The 17,146-nt window shown below is 71.0% G+C and carries 13 protein-coding genes; 9 read left to right on the top strand and 4 right to left on the bottom strand.

All coding sequences use genetic code 11. The features are described 5' to 3' along the window. Window positions 1-27: 27 nt before the first annotated feature. From uvrB to OF819_RS01095, 5 genes are all read left to right on the top strand, one after another. Window positions 28-2,202 (top strand): excinuclease ABC subunit UvrB, encoded by a 2,175-nt coding sequence (gene uvrB / locus OF819_RS01075; protein ID WP_267241330.1) that lies wholly within the window; start codon window positions 28-30, stop codon window positions 2,200-2,202. Window positions 2,203-2,332: 130 nt separating this feature from the next. Beyond that, complete coding sequence (locus tag OF819_RS01080; protein ID WP_267241331.1) at window positions 2,333-2,911, top strand: TerD family protein; 579 nt, start codon at window positions 2,333-2,335, stop codon at window positions 2,909-2,911. A gap of 162 nt (window positions 2,912-3,073) precedes the next feature. Next, a complete protein-coding gene (locus OF819_RS01085) occupies window positions 3,074-5,089 on the top strand; it encodes a TerD family protein (RefSeq protein WP_267241332.1) in 2,016 nt (671 codons plus the stop codon). 234 nt (window positions 5,090-5,323) lie between these two features. Further along, on the top strand, window positions 5,324-6,337 hold the full coding sequence (locus OF819_RS01090; RefSeq protein ID WP_267241333.1) for a TerC/Alx family metal homeostasis membrane protein: 1,014 nt from the start codon (window positions 5,324-5,326) through the stop codon (window positions 6,335-6,337). Window positions 6,338-6,472: 135 nt separating this feature from the next. Then, entirely contained in the window at window positions 6,473-7,213 is a 741-nt protein-coding gene (locus OF819_RS01095) for an alpha/beta hydrolase (protein ID WP_416370444.1), read from the top strand. A gap of 26 nt (window positions 7,214-7,239) precedes the next feature. On the opposite strand, the gene OF819_RS01100 is transcribed toward OF819_RS01095, so the two are convergent. Beyond that, window positions 7,240-7,896, bottom strand: a complete 657-nt coding sequence (locus OF819_RS01100; RefSeq protein ID WP_267241334.1) for an MBL fold metallo-hydrolase — start codon at window positions 7,894-7,896, stop codon at window positions 7,240-7,242. Window positions 7,897-8,700: 804 nt separating this feature from the next. Beyond that, entirely contained in the window at window positions 8,701-9,387 is a 687-nt protein-coding gene (locus OF819_RS01105) for a maleylpyruvate isomerase family mycothiol-dependent enzyme (protein ID WP_267241335.1), read from the bottom strand. A 194-nt stretch (window positions 9,388-9,581) separates the two neighbouring features. On the opposite strand from OF819_RS01105, the gene uvrA reads away from it, so the two are divergent. Then, window positions 9,582-12,656, top strand: coding sequence for an excinuclease ABC subunit UvrA (uvrA, locus tag OF819_RS01110; RefSeq protein WP_267241336.1), 3,075 nt, complete (start codon window positions 9,582-9,584; stop codon window positions 12,654-12,656). Between the two features lie 49 nt (window positions 12,657-12,705). On the opposite strand, the gene OF819_RS01115 is transcribed toward uvrA, so the two are convergent. Continuing rightward, window positions 12,706-13,617: a carbohydrate kinase family protein gene (locus OF819_RS01115; RefSeq protein WP_267241337.1), complete on the bottom strand. Its 912-nt coding sequence runs from the start codon at window positions 13,615-13,617 to the stop codon at window positions 12,706-12,708. Window positions 13,618-13,884: 267 nt separating this feature from the next. Here OF819_RS01115 and OF819_RS01120 point away from each other — a divergent pair, with 267 nt between their 5' ends. Then, a complete protein-coding gene (locus OF819_RS01120) occupies window positions 13,885-14,313 on the top strand; it encodes a Rieske (2Fe-2S) protein (protein ID WP_267241338.1) in 429 nt (142 codons plus the stop codon). 58 nt (window positions 14,314-14,371) lie between these two features. On the opposite strand, the gene OF819_RS01125 is transcribed toward OF819_RS01120, so the two are convergent. Then, window positions 14,372-15,322 carry a hypothetical protein gene (locus OF819_RS01125; protein WP_267241339.1) on the bottom strand — a complete coding sequence of 317 codons (951 nt, stop codon included), beginning with the start codon at window positions 15,320-15,322 and terminating at the stop codon, window positions 14,372-14,374. Between the two features lie 250 nt (window positions 15,323-15,572). Between OF819_RS01125 and OF819_RS01130 the strand changes: the two genes are divergently transcribed. Both OF819_RS01130 and OF819_RS01135 read left to right on the top strand, forming a co-directional pair. Beyond that, on the top strand, window positions 15,573-16,184 hold the full coding sequence (locus OF819_RS01130; protein WP_267241340.1) for a papain-like cysteine protease family protein: 612 nt from the start codon (window positions 15,573-15,575) through the stop codon (window positions 16,182-16,184). Between the two features lie 5 nt (window positions 16,185-16,189). Next, a complete protein-coding gene (locus tag OF819_RS01135; protein ID WP_267241341.1) occupies window positions 16,190-17,056 on the top strand; it encodes a hypothetical protein in 867 nt (288 codons plus the stop codon). Window positions 17,057-17,146: the final 90 nt, after the last annotated feature.

A 17,146-nucleotide genomic window follows, 5' to 3' on the forward strand; every position in this document is an offset into this window, starting at 1 on the left:
GTCAGTGGTGGGTCGTACGGTGGTTCCATGCGGCCCGTTACCCAGATCGAACGTACGGTGGCGCCTTTCGAGGTCGTCAGCCCCTACCGGCCCAGCGGCGACCAGCCGACGGCCATCGCCGACCTTGAGCGGCGTATCCGCGCAGGTGAGAAGGATGTCGTCCTGCTCGGCGCGACCGGCACGGGCAAGTCGGCGACGACCGCCTGGATGATCGAGCGGCTTCAGCGCCCCACCCTGGTGATGGCGCCCAACAAGACCCTGGCTGCCCAGCTGGCCAACGAATTCCGCGAACTCCTGCCCAACAACGCGGTCGAGTATTTCGTCTCCTACTACGACTACTACCAGCCCGAGGCGTACGTCCCCCAGTCGGACACCTATATCGAGAAGGACTCCTCGATCAACGAAGAGGTGGAGCGGCTGCGGCACTCGGCGACGAACTCCCTGCTCACCCGCCGGGATGTGGTCGTGGTCGCCTCCGTCTCCTGTATCTACGGCCTGGGCACCCCGCAGGAGTACGTGGACCGGATGGTTCCGCTCAAGGTCGGGGACGAGATCGACCGGGACCAGCTGCTGCGCCGCTTTGTCGACATCCAGTACACGCGGAACGACACCGCGTTCACCCGGGGCACCTTCCGGGTCCGCGGCGACACCATCGAGATCTTCCCGGTCTACGAGGAGCTCGCGGTCCGCATCGAGATGTTCGGCGACGAGATCGAGGCGCTGTCCACCCTCCATCCGCTGACCGGCGAGATCCTCAGCGAAGACCAGTCGCTCTACGTCTTCCCGGCCAGCCACTACGTCGCGGGTCCCGAGCGCATGGAGCGGGCGATCAACGGCATCGAGCGGGAGCTTGAGGAGCGCCTCGCCGAACTCGACAAGCAGGGCAAGCTGCTGGAGTCCCAGCGGCTGCGCATGCGCACCTCGTACGACATCGAGATGATGCGCCAGATCGGCTCCTGCTCCGGCATCGAGAACTACTCCATGCACTTCGACGACCGTTCGCCCGGCTCCCCGCCCAACACCCTCCTCGACTACTTCCCCGAGGACTTCCTCCTCGTCATCGACGAGTCGCATGTCACCGTGCCCCAGATCGGCGCGATGTACGAGGGCGACGCCTCCCGCAAGCGGACGCTGGTCGACCACGGCTTCCGGCTGCCCTCCGCCCTCGACAACCGCCCGCTGAAGTGGGAGGAGTTCCAGGAGCGCACCGGCCAGACCGTCTATCTGTCGGCCACCCCCGGCCCCTACGAGCTCTCCCGCTCGGACGGCTTCGTCGAGCAGATCATCCGCCCCACCGGCCTGGTCGACCCGGAGGTCGTCGTCAAGCCCACCGAGGGCCAGATCGACGACCTGGTGCACGAGATCCGCGAGCGCACCGAGAAGGGCGGGGTGCCGCCCGCCGAAGGCAGGAGCAGGGTGCTGGTCACCACGCTGACCAAGAAGATGGCCGAGGACCTCACGGACTACTTCCTCGAGCTGGGCATCCAGGTCCGCTATCTGCACAGCGACGTCGACACCCTGCGCCGGGTGGAACTGCTGCGCGAGCTGCGCGCCGGCGAGTTCGACGTCCTCGTCGGCATCAACCTCCTCCGCGAGGGCCTCGATCTCCCCGAGGTGTCGCTTGTCGCCATCCTCGACGCCGACAAGGAAGGCTTCCTGCGCTCCGGCACCTCGCTGATCCAGACCATCGGCCGTGCGGCGCGCAATGTCTCCGGCCAGGTCCATATGTACGCCGACAAGATCACCCCGGCGATGGAGAAGGCCATCGAGGAGACCAATCGCCGCCGCGCCAAGCAGATCGCGTACAACACCGAGCACGGCATCGACCCGCAGCCGCTGCGCAAGAAGATCAACGACATCGTCGCCACCATCGCCCGCGAAGAAGTCGACACCGAGGAGCTGCTCGGCAGCGGCTACCGGCAGGCCAAGGAAGGCAAGGCGGGAAAGGGCGTCGCCAAGGCGCCGGTCCCGGCTCTCGGCGCACCCGCCAAGGCCGCGGCCGGTTCCGCCAAGGGCAAGACGGCAGGCGCGGCGCTCACCGACCGGCCCGCGGCCGAACTGGCCGGGATCATCGAGGAGATGACCGAGCGTATGCGCGCGGCCGCCGCCGAGCTGCAGTTCGAGGTGGCGGCACGGCTGCGCGACGAGGTGAGCGAGTTGAAGAAGGAGCTCAGGCAGATGAAGGAGGCGGGCCTCACCTGAGCCCGGCACGCCCGTGTGTTGCAAGACCGACACAAACCGTGCCGCACATGCTGCGTGATTCGTCCGACTGCGTAGGGTGCCAGACAACCGCACATACAGGCGGCGGCAATTCGGGAGAAGGGGACAGCGCGTGACGGTCAACATGACCAAGGGTCAGGCCATCAGCTTGCAGAAGAGCGACGGGGGCACGCTGACCGCCGTGCGGATGGGGCTCGGCTGGCAGGCGGCGCCGCGCCGCGGTCTGTTCGGCTCGCGTACCCGGGAGATCGACCTGGACGCCTCGGCGGTCCTGTTCGCCGACAAGCAGCCGGTGGACGTGGTCTTCTTCCGCCATCTCGTCAGCGACGACGGCTCCGTGCGCCACACCGGCGACAATTTGGTCGGCGGAGCGGGCTCCGGCGGCGACGACGAGGCCATCCTCGTGGACCTCCAGCGGGTGCCGGTCCATATCGACCAGATCGTCTTCACGGTGAACTCCTTCACCGGCCAGACGTTCCAGGAGGTGCAGAACGCCTTCTGCCGGCTGGTTGACGAGACCAACGGCCAGGAACTCGCCCGCTACACCCTCGACGGCGGGGGCCAGTTCACCGCGCAGATCATGGCCAAGGTCCACCGCTCCGGCAGCGGCTGGCAGATGACGGCCCTCGGCAACCCCGCCAACGGACGCACCTTCCAGGACCTGATGCCGGCGATCCTGCCGCTTCTGTAGCGGCCGGCCCGGACGCACCCCGTGTGAACCCGCAGCTCCCGGAGGCATCGGCCGCCGGGAGCTGCCCCGCTTGCCACCGCCGCCGCGGACGCCGTGACCGCGGCGCCGCCCGAGTGCGCAGGGACACCCCGAGCGCGCCGCAACGAGGAGGGGACTGAGCCGATGACGGCCGAGCTGGTCCGGGGGCAGAACCACCCCTTGCCCCACACCCGCCTGGAGATACGGGTCTCGGCCGGCCGCCCCGTCGTGGCCCTGGCCACCTACGCCGACGACCGGCTGGCGGTGAGCGACGAGTGGATCGCCCATCCCGCGTCGCCCACGCTGCCGGGCCTCGACATCTCGGGCGTGGCCGCACAGGCCCCGCGGTTCACCGTCGACCTGGCCGCCGTGCCCGCGCCGGCACAGCAGGTGAATGTGCTGCTCGCGCTCCCTGAAGACGGCCGCCCCGGCTCCTTCGGGACGGGCGCGGCCCCGTTCGTCGCCGTCGCCGGCCAGGACGGCGTCGACATCGCCAGCTTCACCATCACCGGCCTGGGCGCGGAGACGGCGCTCGTCGCCGTGGAGCTGTACCGCCGTCAGAGCTCCTGGAAGGTCCGTGCGGTCGGCCAGGGGTACGCGGGAGGCCTCGCCGAGCTGCTGGCCGACCAGGGAGTCGTCCAGGCGCCCAAGAAGGCGGCAGCCATCGCCGCGGCACTGCGGGAGGCGGCCACACCCGTACCCCGCGCGGAACCGGCCCGGGTGCCCACCCGTGGTGACAGCCCGTACGACGACGCCGCGACGCCCCGGCCGGGACGGCGGTCGCCGACGGCGGCACACCAGGAGCCCGCTGTCCCGGACGGCACAGCGACGTCCGGTGCGCCGGGCGGGGAGGCGGACGCAGGGCAGCCCGCCGCCTCCGACGCCGAGCAGCCTGCCGGGGGCGGCGGCCGGATCGACTATGCGCATCCCCGGCGCTCTGCCGCGCCCCCGCCGCCTCCGGCCGTCTCCCCGCCTCCGGCCGTCTCCCCGCCTCCGGCCGTTTCCGCGGCCCCGCCGGGACGGCCCGCCGCCCCCGTCGCAGGCGATGCCACCGGATGGTCCATGGAAGAGCGGCTCTACAACCAGATCTGGGGCATGTTCGAAGACCTCGCCCGGTCGACCGCCGCCTACCGCAGCGCGGTGGAATTCGCCGAGTCCCGGATGGACCAGGAGCTGGACCGGGCCCTGGGCGATCCGCGCAGCCGCATCGGAGGAGCGGGCGACGCCGCGCGCGAGGCCGCCCGCGCCAAGTGCCGGAAGCTGACCGAGGAGGCACGCCGGTCACTCGACCGGGACCTCGCCCAGCTGGCCGCCGAGTCCGACGTCGTCGAGCCGGCGCTGCCGCCCGCCTTCGCCCGCTGGGACAACCCCTCCTGGCATGCCTACCGGGTGCCCATGGAGGTCCCGATGGCGCTGCGCGTCGGCGATCTCCATCTGCCGGAGAGCCCCGCCCTGCGCATCCCCCTGCTGGTCCGGCTGCCCCTGGAACGCGGTCTGTGGGTCGACAGCGGGCGCACCGGCTCCGAAGCCGCCCGGCTGCTCGACGAGGCACAGCTGCGCAGGCAGGCGCTGGACTGCGCGGCAGGGCACGCCGCCCGGCTGCTCGCCGTCCACCCGCCGGGGGAGTTCTCCGTCCATCTCATCGACCCGGCGGGCGCGGGCGCAGCCCAGCTCGCTCCGCTGACCGACTCGGGGCTGGTCGGCGGACCGCCCGCGCCGGGCGCGCAGGGGGTGCGCGAGGTGCTCGACCGGCTCACCCGGCGCGTCGACCTGGTGGCGATGGCGGTGCGCGGCGGGGCGGCAGACTCGCTCCCGCCGGATGTGGACACCGCAGAACAGCTGCTGATCGTCCATGACTTCCCGCACGGCTTCGACGACCGGGCGGTCAACCAGCTGCGCTATCTGGCGGACGAGGGCCCGGCCGTCGGCGTCCATCTGCTGATGGTCGCCGACCGGGAGGACGCGAGCGGGTACGGACCCGTCCTCGATCCGCTCTGGCGCTCCCTGCTGCGGATCACTCCGGTGCCGGACGACCACCTCGCGGACCCATGGGTCCGCCACGCCTGGACCTATGAGCCGCTGACCGTTCCGCCGGGCAGCGACGTGGTGCGCCAGGTGCTGGGCCAGGTAGCGGCCGCCCGTCGGGCATGGGGGCGCTGACCTGCATATTTGAATATCTTTTTACCAACTCCTTTACCTTTGCTTGGGCTTTGCTGTACTGTCTTCCGGACGGAGGGGAGTACTCCCACCTCGCGGCGTCCCCGTCAATACGGACCGTTCGGTCATGGACCGGTCCCGGGGCGTCGGCCCGTGTCGCGTCAGCGTCCCCCGGGTGGAGGAGACCTCCGGCAGGAGACGAGGCTGCGCGGCAGCCCTTGTGAAGCCGGAGGCTCAGTGGACGTTTCATGGACCCTGTGGGCGCTGACCGTGTTCGGTCTGACCGCCCTGATCGCTGTCGACTTCTTCATCGGGCGCAAACCCCATGACGTGTCGATCAAAGAAGCCGGCATCTGGACCGTCGTCTGGATCGTGCTGGCCGCACTCTTCGGCCTCGGCCTGCTGATATTCGGCAACAGCCAGGCGTCCGGCGAGTTCTTCGCCGGCTTCATCACCGAGAAGTCGCTGAGCGTCGACAACCTCTTCGTCTTTGTGCTGATCATGGCGAAGTTCTCGGTGCCCTCCCACCTTCAGCAGCGGGTGCTGCTGGTGGGCGTGCTGATCGCCCTGGTGCTGCGGGCGATCTTCATCGCCGCCGGTGCAGCGATCATCGCCAACTTCTCCTGGGTCTTCTACCTCTTCGGCGCATTCCTGATCTACACCGCCTGGAAGCTCATCCAGGAGGCGCGCTCAGGCGAGGAGGAAGAAGAGTACGAGGAGAACCGCCTCCTGAAGTCCATCGAGAACCGCTTCGGCGTCGCCGATCGCTACCACGGCACCAAGCTGTTCATTCGCAACAACGGCAAGCGCGTGCTGACCCCGCTGATGGTGGTCATGCTCGCCATCGGCACCACCGATGTGCTCTTCGCGCTGGACTCCATCCCCGCCATCTTCGGCCTCACCCAGGACCCGTACATCGTCTTCACCGCGAACGCCTTTGCGCTGATGGGTCTGCGGCAGCTCTACTTCCTCATCGGCGGACTGCTCAAGAAGCTGGTCCACCTGAGCTATGGGCTGTCGGTCATCCTCGGCTTCATCGGCGTCAAGCTGGTGCTGCATGCGCTGCACGAGTCCGGGGTGCATGTCCCCGAGATCTCCATCCCGTTCTCCCTGTCCGTCATCTGCGGCGTGCTGATCGTCACCACGATCACCAGCCTGATCGCCTCGAAGAAGCAGGAAGAGCAGGCGTCGAAGCAGGAGTCGGCGAAGGACGAGGACAAGGGCCAGGACAGGGACAGCGTCGGGGCCTGACGCTCTGGGAAGGCAGTCGGCGCCGGCGGCGCAAGTGCGGACCGGCGCGGAGTGCGGCCGCCGGGAGCGGGGTAACCATGACTCGCTGCCCGACGGCCGCCCGCCTGTGGCCCTCCCGGCAGCACCGATGAGGAGGTGACCCCCATAGGCGTCAGCCACCCCAGCCGGCATGGGCGGCAGCCGGACACATCACTGCTGCTTGACCGGGCCGCAGCGCCGCCGAAGGCCGCGGTGCTGCTGCTCCACGGCGGCCGCGCCGACAGCCTGGAGCCACCCTCCGCATGGAACCTCCCCGGCGTGCGGATGCGCCCCTTCGGCCGGGCGATCGCCCGCGCCACCGCCGACCATGATGTGGTGCTTGGCCGGGTGCGGTACCGCTGCCGCGGCTGGAACGGCGACCGCGCCGACGCGGCGCACGATGCCCTGCAGGCCCTGGAAGAACTGGCCTTTCTCGCAGGGCCGGTGCCGGTGGTGCTGGTCGGCCACTCGATGGGCGGCCGGGCGGCCCTGCGCGCCGCGGAGCATCCGTCGGTGGAGGCCGTCGTGGGACTCGCGCCCTGGTGTCCCGACGGTGAGCCCGTGGCACATCTGGCGGGGCGGCGGATCGTGCTCGTGCACGGCGACCGCGACCGGGTCACCGACCCCCGCGGCAGCTGGGACCTGGCTGCCAGAGCCCGCGCCGCCGGAGCGGAGACCTGCGCGCTGCGGATCCCGGGCGGCGATCACGCCATGCTCCGCCGCGCACAGGTCTGGCACACGCTGACCACCCGCCTGGTCACCGGGCTGCTGCGGCTCGGGCCGCTGCCGGCGACCGTGGCGGACAGCTTCGACGATCTGGGCCCCGGCGACGTACGCCGCCCTGCGCGGCGTCGCTGAACCGGGCCGGGCCCCGGCGACGGCGGCTACCAGCCGCGCTCGCGCCACTCCGGCAGATGAGGGCGTTCCGCGCCCAGCGTGGTGTCTTTGCCATGGCCGGGATAGACCCAGGTCTCGTCCGGGAGGCGGTCGAAGAGCTTGGTCTCCACATCGTGGAGCAGGCTGGCGAAGGCCTCCGGGTCCTTCCAGGTGTTGCCGACTCCGCCGGGGAACAGACAGTCGCCCGTGAAGACATGGGGGTGCCCGTGCTGATCGTCGTAGATGAGGGCGATCGACCCGGGGGTGTGGCCCACCAGATGGCGCGCCGTCAGCTCCACCCGGCCGACCCGGATGACATCCCCGTCGTCGACCAGCACATCCGTGGGCACCGGGATGCCTTCCGCGTCATGCCGCCCGGCGTAGGTGCGGGCGCCTGTGGCGCGGACCACCTCGGCGAGTGCCTGCCAGTGGTCGCCATGCCGGTGTGTGGTCACCACGGAGGCGATCGAGTCCTCGCCGATCAGCTGGAGGAGCGTCTCGGCGTCATTGGCCGCGTCGATCAGCAGCTGTTCGCCGGTGGCCCGGCAGCGCAGCAGATACGCGTTGTTGTCCATGGGGCCGACCGCGACCTTGGAGATCATCAGGTCCGTCAGCTCATGAACGTCCGCCGGGCCGCCGACCTTTACCACTCCGCTGTACGTCATGGGCCCAGCGTAGGCCCTCGCGGTGTCCGGAGGATCTTTCCCCCACCCCGCCCTTTCCCGTAACTGGGGCTCCGCCCCAGCCCCCTTCGGCAATGCCGTTGCACTGATACGCCTTCGCGGCCTCCGACGGGCGGCCTTCCGCAGCTCACCGGCCCAGGACCGCTGGATGGGGGCGTGGCTGGACCCCTTTTCCGTAACTGGGGGCTGCGCCCCCAGACCCCCGTCGGGGGAGGGCTGCGGGGCTGCCGCCCCGCGCCCAGGGTGCGGCAGCTTCGCGCCGCCGCCCCTGTCCGGCCTGAAGGCCGTGTCCTCAAGCTGCCCCAGTACCTCCCCCAGCTACCCCCAGGGGTACCCCCACGGAGGTACCCCCAGTGGGACCCCGCGGAGGCACCCCACGGGCTGGAAAATCCAGCCCCGCCTGGGGGTGCCGCCCAGCGGTAGCCGGGGCAGCTTGAGGCGCAGGGGCCGGAAACCCGGCCCCGTGGGTGGCTCCTCCAGCGGCAGCTGGAGAAGGAGTCTGGGGGCGGTTGGGAGGCGCGAGGGCGGAAACCCAGCCCCGCCGGCGTTTGAGGCGGGAAGGGCTGCACAATCCAGCCTCGCCTGGGGGTACCTCTGGGGGTACCTCCCAGCGGTAGCTGGGGGAGGCAGCCGGGGGAGTTTGAGGCGCGGGGGTCAGGGGGCGGAGCCCCCCGCACGGGGGCAGGGCGGAGACCCGGCTGCGGGCGGGGCCGGGTGTCCAGGGGCGCCCGGGGGCGTGCGGCGGGTGGGTACGCCCCGGGCCGAGCGGGTGACCGGGGCACACGGTCACAGGGGCGGCAGCGTCGGCAGCGGGCCGCCCGAGGTGTGCAGGTCGGCGCCGTCCCGGCGGCCGGCCAGCCAGCCGAGCAGCGCCGGGGCGGCGCCGGAGACCTTGATCTCCGCGCCCTCCGTGCCGCCCGTGCGCCACTGGCCGCCGTCCGCGGAGGAGACCAGGACCGGCGGGACCGCCGCCAGGCCGCTGAAACGCTGGGTGAGGAACTCAATCTCCCGGCTGGTGAAGTCCCCGGGCAGGTCCTCCAGCTCATAGCCGAAGCCCAGGTCGACATGGTGCAGCTCGACCTCGATGAGCCGCCGGAAGGGGAGCCGCGCCGCCGTGTCGGTGACGCCGTTGCGCAGTTCGACGGCGCGGGCCCAGTCGGAGACGGCCGCGCCCCTCGACTGGAAGCGGTCGGCGCTCTCGCGCACGTCCGCGAGGTGCTCGGCGAGGGGCCGGCGGGCGTCGCGCTCGATGTCGGCCTCACGCGCCTCGGCGCTCTCGTACATCGGGCGGCCTTCGAGGACGTTCACCAGCGCGTCGGCGTTGCGGGCGACATGGGCCAGGACGTGGCCCCGGCTCCATCCCGGAAGCCGTGAGGGCGCGGCGACCGCCGCGTCGTCCAGGGCGGCGGCTGCGCTCAGGAGCCGGTCTGTCGCATCACGTACTGAGGCCAGGTCACGTACAGGATCGATCATGGGCCCGACCATAGCCCCGCCACACGTTCGGGTGAAGGTGGCAAACCAGCGCAGTAAATCGAATGCACGTGCTATAGGCTCGGGGGAGGCATCCTTGGTTGTCAGGCATTCATCGATCTGGCCGCCCCCATAGGCTGGAACAGTCTGGGACGGGGGCTGTGCCCCCGCTTCTCTCAAGAAAGGTGCGGACCGGCGTGGCCGACCGTCTCATCGTCCGTGGCGCTCGCGAGCACAACCTGAAGAACGTCTCGCTTGACCTCCCGCGCGACTCCCTCATCGTCTTCACCGGGCTCTCGGGGTCGGGGAAGTCGTCGCTCGCGTTCGACACGATCTTCGCCGAGGGACAGCGCCGCTATGTCGAATCCCTCTCCTCCTACGCCCGGCAGTTCCTCGGCCAGATGGACAAGCCGGACGTCGACTTCATCGAGGGTCTCTCCCCGGCCGTCTCGATCGACCAGAAGTCCACCTCGCGCAACCCCCGCTCGACGGTGGGCACCATCACCGAGGTCTACGACTACCTCCGTCTGCTCTTCGCCCGGATCGGCAAGCCGCACTGTCCCGAGTGCGGCCGGCCCATCTCCCGCCAGTCGCCGCAGGCCATCGTGGACAAGGTCCTGGAGCTGCCCGAGGGCAGCCGCTTCCAAGTGCTCTCGCCTCTGGTCCGGGAGCGCAAGGGGGAGTTCGTCGATCTCTTCGCGGATCTGCAGACCAAGGGATACAGCCGGGCACGCGTCGACGGACAGACCATCCAGCTCGCCGATCCGCCCAGGCTCAAAAAGCAGGAGAAGCACACCATCGAGGTGGTCGTCGACCGCCTCACGGTCAAGGACTCCGCCAAGCGCCGGCTCACCGACTCCGTGGAGACCGCGCTCGGACTCTCCGGCGGCATGGTCGTGCTCGACTTCGTCGACCTCCCCGAGGACGACCCCGAGCGGGAGCGGATGTACTCGGAGCATCTGTACTGTGCGTACGACGACCTGTCCTTCGAGGAGCTGGAGCCCCGCTCGTTCTCCTTCAACTCCCCCTTCGGCGCCTGCCCCGACTGCACGGGCATCGGCACCCGCATGGAGGTCGACCCCGAGCTGATCGTGCCCGACCCGGAAAGGTCCCTCGACGAGGGCGCGATCCACCCCTGGTCCCATGGCCACACCAAGGAATACTTCGGCCGGCTGATCGGCGGGCTCGCCCTGGCCCTGGGCTTCTCCACCGACATGCCCTGGGCCGGTCTGCCGCAGCGCGCCAAGAAGGCCCTGCTGCACGGGCACAAGACACAGGTCGAGGTCCGCTACCGCAATCGGTACGGCAGGGAGCGCGCCTACACCACGCCCGCCTTCGAAGGGGCCGTGCAGTTCGTCAAGCGCCGGCACTCCGAGGCCGAGAGCGACTCCAGCAGGGAGCGCTTCGAGGGCTATATGCGCGAGGTGCCCTGCCCCACCTGTCAGGGCTCCCGGCTCAAGCCGATCGTCCTCGCGGTCACGGTCATGGGGAAGTCCATCGCCGAGGTCTCCGCCATGTCGATCAGCGAGTGCGCCGACTTCCTCGGCGAGCTGAAGCTGAACGCCCGCGACAAGAAGATCGCGGAGCGGGTGCTCAAGGAGGTCAACGAACGGCTGAGATTCCTGGTCGACGTCGGCCTGGACTATCTCTCGCTCAACCGCGCGGCGGGCACCCTGTCCGGCGGAGAGGCCCAGCGCATCCGGCTGGCCACCCAGATCGGCTCCGGTCTGGTCGGCGTGCTCTATGTCCTCGACGAGCCCTCCATCGGACTGCACCAGCGTGACAACCACCGCCTGATCGAGACCCTGGTGAGGCTGCGCGACATGGGCAACACGCTCATCGTCGTCGAGCATGACGAGGACACCATCAAGGTGGCCGACTGGGTGGTCGACATCGGCCCGGGCGCGGGCGAGCACGGCGGCATGGTGGTCCACTCGGGCCCGCTGGCGGAGCTGCTGTCCAACAAGGAGTCGATGACCGGGCAGTACCTCTCCCGCAAGCGCGCCATCGCCACGCCCGACGTCCGCAGGCCCGTCGACCCGGCGCGCCGGCTCACCGTCCACGGCGCCCGGGAGAACAACCTGCAGGACATCGACGTCTCCTTCCCGCTCGGGGTGCTCACCGCCGTCACCGGAGTCTCCGGCTCCGGGAAGTCGACCCTGGTCAACGACATCCTCTACACCCATCTCGCCCGCGAGCTGAACGGCGCGAAGTCGGTGCCCGGCCGTCACACGCGTGTCGAGGGCGACGATCTCGTCGACAAGGTGGTGCATGTCGACCAGTCGCCCATCGGCCGGACCCCCCGCTCCAACCCGGCCACCTACACCGGCGTCTTCGACCATGTGCGCAAGCTCTTCGCAGAGACGATGGAGGCCAAGGTCCGCGGCTATCTCCCCGGCCGGTTCTCCTTCAACGTCAAGGGCGGCCGCTGTGAGAACTGCTCCGGCGACGGCACCATCAAGATCGAGATGAACTTCCTGCCGGATGTGTATGTGCCGTGCGAGGTCTGCCATGGCGCGCGTTACAACCGGGAGACGCTGGAGGTCCACTACAAGGGCAAGTCCATCGCCGAGGTGCTGGACATGCCCATCGAGGAGGCCCTGCACTTCTTCGAGGCCGTCCCCACGATCTCGCGGCACCTCAAGACCCTCACCGAGGTCGGACTGGGCTATGTGCGGCTCGGGCAGCCGGCCCCGACGCTCTCCGGCGGTGAGGCGCAGCGGGTCAAGCTGGCCTCGGAGCTCCAGAAGCGCTCCACGGGCCGCACGGTCTATGTGCTGGACGAGCCGACGACCGGTCTGCACTTCGAGGACATCAACAAGCTGATCAATGTGCTGTCCGGCCTCGTTGACAAGGGCAACACCGTGATCGTCATCGAGCACAATCTGGATGTCATCAAGACCGCGGACTGGGTGCTCGACCTGGGTCCCGAGGGCGGCAGCGGCGGCGGCCTGGTGATCGCCGAAGGCACTCCGGAGCAGGTCGCCGGGGTGCCGGCCAGCCATACCGGAAAGTTCCTCAGGGACATTCTGGACGCCGAGCGGATCAGCGACGCGGTGCCGCCGCCGCGCAGTGCGAAGAACGCCGTGCCCAAGAAGACCGCGCCCAAGAAGACGGCCCCGAAGAGGGCCGCGGCGAAGAACGCCGGTGCGAACGCGGCCACCGCCGGGAAGGCAGCCGCGGTCACCAAGAAGGTCACCAAGACGGTCGCGGCCAAGAGCGCGGCGGCCAAGAAGACGGCCACCGCACGGACCCGTACCCGCAAGGCCTGACGCCGTGCTTCCGGTGTGCCGGGGAGGCCCCCGGCACACCGGCGAGGTGCTAAGCCTCCAGTTCCCGGGCGTACGGCGGCTCGGCGCCGGTACGGGAGCAGGTGATCGCGGCCGCACGGGCGGCGAAGCCGAGCACCTCGCGCCAGCCGTCGGCGTCCAGAGCGTCCAGAGCGCCCGGCGCGAGGGCGCCGCGGGCCTCAAGGGCATGGAGGAGCGCCGCGTTCACCGTGTCGCCCGCGCCGATCGTGTCGGCGACCCGCACCGCGACGCCCGGCACGGCCGCCTCCAGTCCGGCCCGGGTCCGTACGGACAGCCCCCGCGAGCCCCGGGTCACCACCACGGCCGCAGGGGAGGCGGCCGTCCCGGCGGGCGGCAGGCCGCCCAGCCAGGCGGCGTCCTCTTCGGAGACCTTGAGCAGCGACACCGAGGGAAGCCAGCGGGTGAAGCGCGCCCGATAGGCGTCCGCGTCGGGGATCAGCCCTGGCCTGATGTTCGGGTCGAGCAGGGTGAACACCCCGCGGTCCGCCTCCCTGCGCAGCAGTGCCTCATAGGCCGTCGCACCCGGCTCCAGCACCAGTGAACAGGTCCCCACGGCCAGCGCCCGCACCGCGTCGGGCAGCCGCGGAGGCAGCGCGAAGAGCCGGTCGGCGGTGCCCTCCGCATAGAAGGCGTAGCCGGCGGAGCCGTCCGCACCCACGGCGGCGACCGCCAGCGTGGTCGGCTCGGGGCCGCGCTGCACCAGGGAGACGTCGATGCCTGCCGTACGCAGCCCGTCGAGCAGCGCCTCGCCGAAGGGGTCCGTCGAAACCCGCGAGCAGAAGGCGGCCCCGGCGCCCAGACGCCCCAGTGCGACGGCGGTGTTGTACGGGCCTCCGCCGGGCCGGGGCAGCAGCGGGGACAGGGGGCTGCCGTTCTCTCGGGGGACCAGGTCGATCAGGGACTCTCCGGCGACGACGATCACGGCCCGAACGTAACCCATCCGCCGCACGGGTGGCAGACCGTCCCCGTACAGCAGACCGTCCCCGTACAACAGGCCGGCCCCCTACATCAGACCCGTCCCCGTCAGCAGACCGCGCCTGACCGCGTGCCCGTCCCCGACGGCAGGCCCGCAGACGGCGGCAGCGGAGCCGGGACCCGCCCCGAGGAGCGCCGGACTCGCCCGGTATCGTCGGGTTCTGCCTGTCGGGTTGACGACAGACCCCCACCCCGCCCGAACCATGGAGATCCCATGCCCCCGCAGCCCTCCTCCCGCCGCACCGTGCTGAAAGGCGCAGCCCTCGCGGGCGTGGCCGGGCTGGGGGCGGCTGCCTGCTCCACCGACTCGAAGCTGGGCCACGCCCAGACGCCCACCCCCACGGCGCCCGTCGACCTCGGCGCCGCCGACGCCGTCCCCGTGGGCGGAGTCAAGCTCTACCGCGAGCAGCGACTGGTGGTGAGCTGCCCGGCCGAGGGGCAGTACAAGGCATTCAGCGCGCAGTGCACCCATGCGGGCTGTGTCCTCGACAAGGTCGAGGGCACGGAGGGCAACTGCCCCTGCCACGGAAGCCGCTTCGACTGCACCACGGGCAAGGCGCTCAAGGGACCGGCGACCGTTCCACTGCCCGAGGTCCCGGTCAGGGCGGAGGGCGGCAAGCTGATCGCGGGCCCCGACGCCTGAGCGACCGCCCGCCGGGCTGTCGGCACGGGCTGTCGATCCGGACTGTCGGCACGGGCCGTCAGTCCCAGTCCCAGTCGATCCCGAGGATCCCCGGCCGCACGCCGTGCTCCACCAGATGGACCGTACGGTGTCTGCCGCTCAGCGTGAGATCGGTCCGCGCGCCCCGCGGAGCGCCCGTCGTGGCCTGGGCGAAGCGTCCGCACCGCACCGGCAGCGCGTGCTCGTCGAAGCGCACCTGCAGCACGTACTGGCCGCCCGCGAAGCTGAAGCCGCGCACATACTCGGCGCTCGGCCCGCCCGTGCCGTCCTCGATGCCGTACCCGAAGAGATACGTTTCCCCCGCCCGCAGCCGGGAGTCGAACAGCAGTTCCGCGACGAGTACGCCCGTCTCCCGGTGCCAGCGCACCCGCCCGGTGCGGCAGTTCTCCAGCGCGCTGACCTCCACCCGCGCCGGATCGCAGCCGGGGTCGCCGTGGTGGATGGCCAGATAGCGGTCGATCCCGTCGCGGTGGGCGCGTACGACCTGGTGCGAGTCACGGCCCAGCAGCTCGCGCCGGGCCCCGATCCGCACCCGCTCCTGGTGCCCCACGGTGTGCAGCCCGCCGTCCGCGGGCGACTCCAGCTCGGCGAGCAGCTTCACCACCACGCCTGAGACCTCCACCAGGGAGCGGTAGGAGCGGGCGGGCGGCCGCTCCACGCGCTCCGGATCGCTCCGCGGGCCGCCGCCGTCGGACCCCAGGAGCCGGATCAGGGAGTTCCCCGGCAGCTCCAGCACCTCCTCCAGCGCCCGCACCGCGCGCAGCGACTCGGGGCGCTGCGGTCTGCGTGCGCCCTGCTGCCAGTAGCTCAGACTGGTCACCCCGACCCTGATCCCGCGATGGGCGAGATGGTGCTGCACCCGCTGGAGAGGCAGCCCGCGCACCGCCAGCGCGGCGCGCAGCGCCAGATGGAAAGGGCCGGTGTGCAGCACCTGGGCCAGATCGGCCTCGGTGTGGCCCCTGTGAGCCATGGGAATCCTCCAGCGTTCGCGCGATGCCTCGGTGAATGTGGTGAATGTTCACGGGCACGGGAAGGCGCCGTGGGCGGGCGGCGAAGGGCGTCCAGGTGGCGTGGGACGGCGGCGTTCACATCCCTGCCCCGCCGTTCACAGCTCCGTTCACCCCGCATTGAAGCGTGTTGACCTGCTCCCGACAAGAACTGATGCTCGCCCCAGCGTCCGGACGCGCTCCCCCGACCACCCCCACCTCGGGAGGAACGCAATGCGCAACACCGTCAGACGGCTGTCCGCCGCAGCCGTCGCCGCCGCCGCACTGTGCGCGCTGCCCATGTCGACCGCGACCGCGACCGCCGCCGCGACCGCCGCCGCGACCGCCGACGACCGGGCGTCCCTCGCGTACAAGCGTCTGAACATCACCATGCAGGCGCAGCAGAAGACCAACTGGTGCTGGGCCGCCGCGGGCAACACCATCGCGGACTGGTTCGGCCGGAACCACAGCCAGAACCAGTTCTGCAACGCCGCCTTCAACCGTCAGCAGGGCTACGAGTGCCCCAACTGGCAGGCCACGCTCGGCCATGTGCAGCGAGGACTGCGCTGGGCGGGCGTCAACCCGGGCTCGTACGTCAACGGCTGGCTGCGCTACTCCACCGTGCAGACGGAGATCAACGGCAACCGCCCGATCGAGACCCGCATCCAGTGGTCGAGCGGCGGCGGCCATATGCATGTGATCTACGGCTACGACCAGGCCGACAGCTGGGTCTACTGGGGCGACCCCTGGCCGTCCAACTACCGCTACAACTGGGCTTCGCACGCCTGGTACGTCGACAACAACTCGTTCTCCTGGACCCACTCCCTCTACCGGATCGGGGCGTGAGCGCGATGACGACCATGCGACGCATCACCCGTGCCTCGGCCGCCTCGGCGGCGGCCGCCTGCCTGTCCCTCGGCGTCATCGGAACCGCCACCGCCACCGCCGCACCCGCGCCGCCCCCGCCCGCGGCCCCCTCCGCCGCGGACCGGGCCGAGGCCCGCTCAGCGGCCGCCGCGCCCGAGACCCTCGCCACCCTCTCGCGCTTCTTCGCCCGCGACGGCCTGGCCCGGACAGCGGGAGCACCCCGCGTCGAGGGCGCGGCCGTGCCCGTCTACACCCTCGCGCCGGACTTCGTCGCCGGGAAGGAAGGCGCTCCTGTGGCACGGCTGGAGTTCCTCGCCAGCGAGGCGGTCGCCCCGGACGGGCGGAAGGCCGCGCTGTGGGCCGCCCGCCACGACGGCAGGTGGCAGGTGGTCAACATCGCCGAAGGCGACGACGAGATCCGGTACGCCCGGCAGGGCGCACGCACACTGCCCGGCGGCACGGTCTTCCGCGAGCCCCAGATCGACGCCTGGTATGTCTACAAGGGCGCCAAGGTGCTTCCGCTGGACGCCGACGCCCGGCGGGCGGTGGGCGCGCAGGGCGCCACGCTGGACGCCTACCAGGACCGGGTCGAGCAGGCGTACGCGGACAAGCTTCCCGGCTCCTCCTACGCCCGCAAGGGCGGCGCGGGCGGCTACGCGGAAAGCGCCCCGCGGCAGGACACGCCGCGGCAGGACGCGCAGCAGGACGCGCCGCGGCGGGCCGAAGCACGCCAGGACGGCACCACGGCCCTGCTCGCCTCGACGGCCGGGGCGGGCGCGGCCCTCGCCCTGGCCCTGTGCGCGGTCACCGCCCGCCGGATCAGGGCACGGGCCGGCCGGGAAACGGGCTGAAGCGCCCCCGAAGCGCCCTTGAAGCGCCTCTGAAACGCCCGGGAGCCGGACCCGGGCGCCGGACGCCCGGCCCTCCCCCGCGCCGGGCGT

The organism is Streptomyces sp. PR69 (assembly GCF_026420845.1).
Lineage (GTDB): Bacteria > Actinomycetota > Actinomycetes > Streptomycetales > Streptomycetaceae > Streptomyces.